Genomic DNA, 4,726 nt, shown 5'->3' with positions numbered 1-4,726 from the left:
GTGCCGACGCCCGGCCCGACCACGGCGTACGACACCAGGCCCGCGCCACCGGCCACGACGGCCCCCAGCGTCAGCCAGCCCCTCCGCCTCGGCCCCTGCGGCTCCGATCCGCCCAGCGGCTCCGACGCATGGCTCCTACGGTGACTCAAATGCCCCACCCCTGGATGAACGGTACGAAGTCGCCACCCCTGGCGCAGGGGTGACCCTTCTATTCAGCGCACAGGGCTTCGCGGGCATCGGCATCGGGGGGTGCGGGTGTGGCCTATGTCATGGAGGGGGCGGTGTTCCCGTTTCCGGATGATGTGCGGTCAATGCCCGGGACGGCAGCGGGTGATGCCCGGTCCATGCGTCTGCCGTCGAAGGGAGGTCGAGGGTGGTCGAGGGGCGGTCGAGGTGCGGGTGATGCGCTCTCGACATGCGGGTGATCTCCGGGGACAGGCCGACCGCTGTGACACTTCCGCGAGGCGCGACGCAGATCAGCGTGGGGGCTTGGCGGTGGCCGGGACGGCCCCCGGAAGGCGATCCCGGCACTGACTTGGCACTGTCCCGGACAGTTCGGGGCCAGGGAGGGGAACCTCGGCGCGTGCAGGCGTACGACGGGGAACTGGGGGCGGCCGTCGCGCGGGCCCAGGCCGGGGACGAGGCCGCGTTCGCGGTGGCCTACCGACTCGTGCAGCCCGGGCTGCTGGGGTATCTGCGCGGGATCGTCGGGGACGACGCGGAGGACGTCGCCTCGGACGCCTGGCTGGAGATCGCGCGGGACCTCGGGCGGTTCAAGGGTGACGGGGCGGGCTTCCGGGGCTGGAGCGCGACCATCGCCCGGCACCGGGCCCTGGACCATCTGCGGCGCCAGCGGGTGAGGCCCCGGGCGACCGCGCTGGAGAACGACCTGCTGGAACTGCCGGGCGCGCACAACACCCAGGACCAGGCGCTGGAGAGCCTCTCCACCGAGCAGGCCCTCGCGCTGGTCGCCCGGCTGCCGCGTGACCAGGCCGAGGCCGTGCTGCTGCGCGTGGTCGTCGGCCTCGACGGTCCCGCCGCCGCCCGTGTCCTCGGCAAGCGGCCCGGCGCGGTCCGCACCGCCACCCACCGGGGCCTGAAGCGGCTGGCCCAGCTCCTGCGCAGCGAGGGTGTGACGGATGACGGCCCCCGGACGCTGGGGGAGTCGAGATGACCGACAGCGACGTCGGGACGTACGGCGAGAGGGAAGGGCGCGAGATGCCGTCGGGCAGGACGGAGCCGGACATGAGCGACCGGCCTGACAACGGAGAGCGGCACGACACCTCGCCTGCCTCCGTCCCGCCGCCCCTCGCGTTCCCGGCCGCGCCGCCTCCCGCCCACCGGGACGCCACGCCTTCCGCCTCCCGGGGCGCCCCCTCCGTCGATTCGCTCCTCGCCGCCGCCGTGCGCGCCGGCGCGCCGGCCGACAGCGTGGGGGAGGCGCGGGCCGTGGCCGCCTTCCGGGCCGCGCGGGAGAGCGGGGGCAGGACCGCTCGCACCCGGCGGCGCGACGACTGGCGGCCCAACGCACGGCGCCGCGTCCATCTCTCCGTCCGCACCACCCTGGCCGTCCTGCTGGCCAGCCTCACGCTCGGCGGAGTCGCCTTCGCGGCGATCGGCTCGGCCGCGCGCGGCGACAAGGGCGCCGACCGGGAGTCCGGCAGTTACGAAAACCGGCAACGGCCCGACCGCACCACCAACCGCGCCACCGACGGCACTACCGACGGCGCCCCGACCTGGCCCGGCCCGGCGGACGTCCCGCGTACGGCTCCTTCTGCACCGGACTCCTCGGCCCCGGCCGAGCAGGGCGGTGCGACCCGGAATCCGGACGAGTCCGAGCGGCGGACCGGTCGACAGGACGACGGCAAGGGGATGGAGAACCTCTCACCGGGCGGCGATCGCGCAGGCACCAGCAGGAGCAACAGCACCAGCACCAGCAACAACACCATCAACGGCAATGGCTCCGGCAGTGGCAACGCCACCCCCGACAGCCGACGCGATGCGCCGCAGCCCGCTGAGCCGAAAGGGCCGACCGGGAGTGAGGGCGGTGTCCCTCAGGCCGCCCCGGAGGCCGTTCCGGAGCCGCGTCAGGAGGCCGCGCCGCGATCGAGGCAGGAAGCCCCGAAAACGAAGTGAGGCCGGCGTGCTCGCAAGACCCCCGTACTCGCAAGACACCCGGCCGACTCCGCCGATGGCAACGGTCGGGGCCGCCACCCCCCACAGGAGAGGCCCCGACCGTCGCGCGGCACGGGCCGCGCGGCGACCCGTACTACCTACAGCGCCGCGCCCGCGTTTTCTGTCACACCTCGGCGCATCACGAGTCAGTTGCATGTTCTACGGACATGGACGCCCAACGGTTTCAGGCCGTAACGTGCCATTCGCGCCGGATCGTGGATGGCGGAAGACCACCACAACCATCGACGGCCCGGCACCGCACGGATTCATTGAGGACCACGACAGCGAGAACCCGGTCCGCGAGAGCGGCGCCGGTCGAAGCGCAAAGAGGGGCGCGCGCGGGTGCTGGGGGACGACGCGGAGCTGACCGCCGCGGTGCTTGCGGCACAGGACGGGGACGAGGCCGCGTTCCGGACTGTGTACCGCTCGGTGCACCCACGGCTGCTCGGGTACGTGCGGACGCTGGTCGGTGATCCGGACGCGGAGGACGTCACCTCCGAGTCCTGGCTCCAGATAGCCCGTGACCTGGAGCGGTTCAGCGGTGACGCCGACCGGTTCCGCGGCTGGGCCGCGCGGATCGCCCGCAACCGGGCCCTCGACCACATACGCATGCGGGGCCGCAGGCCCGCGATAGGCGGCGACGAGACCGAGCTGACCGGCAGGGCCGCCGAGTCCGACACGGCCGGCGAGGCGATGGAGGCCCTGGCCACCGGCCGCACGCTCTCGCTCATCGCCCAGCTGCCGCAGGACCAGGCGGAGGCGGTGGTGCTGCGGGTCGTGGTCGGCCTCGACGCGAAGACCGCCGCTGCGACCCTGGGCAAGCGCGCGGGAGCCGTACGGACGGCCGCGCACCGGGGTCTGAAGCGGCTCGCCGAACTGATCGGGGAGAATCCGGAGACGGCCGCCGAGGCCGACCCGGAGTCCGGCGATCCGCTGGACGCCGTACCCCCACCGAGAGAACCGCGCGCACGCGCGGCTTCGTCCGCCGGTGTGACGCATACGCGTTGGCGGACGCAGAAGGATGTGTGATGGCCGACGAGCAGTACAGGTGGCTCAACCGCGACGCCGCGGAGCGGCTGCTGCGTGGGGAGCCGCTCGAAGCCGTCGACGCCGACACCCGTGACCGTGCCGCCCGGCTGGCCGAGGCGCTCGACGCGCTGACCGCCGAGATCGCTCCGGTGTCCTCCGGGGGTGCCGAACTCCCCGGCGAGGAAGCCGCGTTGGCTGCCTTCCGCAGCGCGCGAACAGCCCGCACGCCCGACCCGGCGGCCTCCGCCGCTCCCGCCACCTCGGCCACTTTCGCCGCCTCGGCCCCTTCCGTCCTCTCGCCCGACGACGGGCGGGTCGCGGAGCCCGGCCGTGGCAGCCGTGCGCACACCTCCGCCGCCCCTGCCGCCGACGCGGGGCTCGTCCACCTCGGACGTCCCGGGCGCCCGGCCGCCGGGGCGGGCGGACGCCGGGCCCGTTGGGGCCGGCCGGCGCGGTTCGGGCTGGTCGCGGCCGTGGCCGCCGGCATGCTCGGCGGGGTCACGGTGATGGTCGGCGGCGGCGTGCTGACCGCGTTCCGCGACGGCGAACCGGAACCCTCCGCCACCGTCTCCGCCGACCGGTCGCCGGACCGGCCGCTGCTGTCGCCGTCGCCGGACCCGAAGGGCGGCGACGGACGACGAGGAGCGTGGGGCGACGCGCGACCTCGTGTGACCCCGGACGACTCCTCGGAGAGTGACGGCCCCTCCGGTGAGGCCACCGACGGCACCGACGAGGACGAACGGACAGGCGACACCGGGCAGAAGGGCACCACCACCCCCGAGTGGTGGAACAAGGTCCTCGCCGCCTGCCGTGACGTTCGTGACGGCAAGGGCCTGGATGCCGAGCGTCGGCGCGACCTGGAGGACGCGGCGGGCGGCAAGGGCAGGGGGCAGCTGAAGCGGTACTGCGAGGGCGTTCTGGCCGGCGGTTCCGACTACCCCGGCACGAAGAGGCGGCCGGGCACGGGCACCGGGACGGGCAAGGGCACCGGGAGCGGGTCCGGTACGGCGGACTCCGGTGACTCCACCGGCCCGGGCGGCGGCGACGACAACCCGCGGTCCGGCGGCGACTCCGACGAGGACGACGACGCCCACCACGGCAAGGGCCGCGGCGGGAACGGCGACGGCAAGGGCAAGAACCGCCCCGGGAACGGCAAGGGCCACGGCAAGGGCTATGGCAACGGCGGCAAGGGCCACGGCAACAAGGGCGGCAAGGGGAACAAGGGCGGCAAGGGCAACGGGGGCAACGGCCACCGGAGTCAGCTCGCCGCGGCGGCGCGGGTCGATGTCGCCGTCCGCATCAACCCCTCCTGACCTGCGCTTCCGCATCTGTTACGAATTCTTTCGCGGAACGGGTAACACTTTTGGCCGCCCCGGCGCAGTAGTGAGTGAGCCGACTGGTCATCGGCCGTCGCACAGAGCCGGGGTTCCCCCCGTACCTACGGCTCGTGCACCTCGGCGCGGGCGGGACACGTTCCCCCGGTCCCGCCCGCGCCGAGGTGCACGAGCCGTAGGTACGGGGG

4 protein-coding genes are annotated in these 4,726 nt (G+C 74.2%); all 4 read left to right on the top strand.

Annotation, left to right across the window (positions count from 1 at the left end; translation table 11 throughout):
- Positions 1–583 precede the first annotated feature (583 nt).
- A complete protein-coding gene (locus P1P70_RS40925; RefSeq protein ID WP_319247008.1) occupies positions 584–1,174 on the top strand; it encodes an RNA polymerase sigma factor in 591 nt (196 codons plus the stop codon).
- Positions 1,171–2,136 (top strand): hypothetical protein, encoded by a 966-nt coding sequence (locus P1P70_RS40920; RefSeq protein WP_319247006.1) that lies wholly within the window; start codon positions 1,171–1,173, stop codon positions 2,134–2,136. The genes P1P70_RS40925 and P1P70_RS40920 overlap by 4 nt, the downstream gene beginning before the upstream one ends.
- A gap of 381 nt (positions 2,137–2,517) precedes the next feature.
- Positions 2,518–3,204, top strand: coding sequence for an RNA polymerase sigma factor (locus P1P70_RS40915; protein WP_319247004.1), 687 nt, complete (start codon positions 2,518–2,520; stop codon positions 3,202–3,204).
- Complete coding sequence (locus P1P70_RS40910) at positions 3,204–4,517, top strand: hypothetical protein (RefSeq protein WP_319247002.1); 1,314 nt, start codon at positions 3,204–3,206, stop codon at positions 4,515–4,517. The genes P1P70_RS40915 and P1P70_RS40910 overlap by 1 nt, the downstream gene beginning before the upstream one ends.
- Positions 4,518–4,726: the final 209 nt, after the last annotated feature.

This window comes from Streptomyces sp. MB09-02B, assembly GCF_033794485.1.
GTDB lineage: Bacteria > Actinomycetota > Actinomycetes > Streptomycetales > Streptomycetaceae > Streptomyces.
This window is presented reverse-complemented; position numbering and strand designations above follow the sequence as displayed.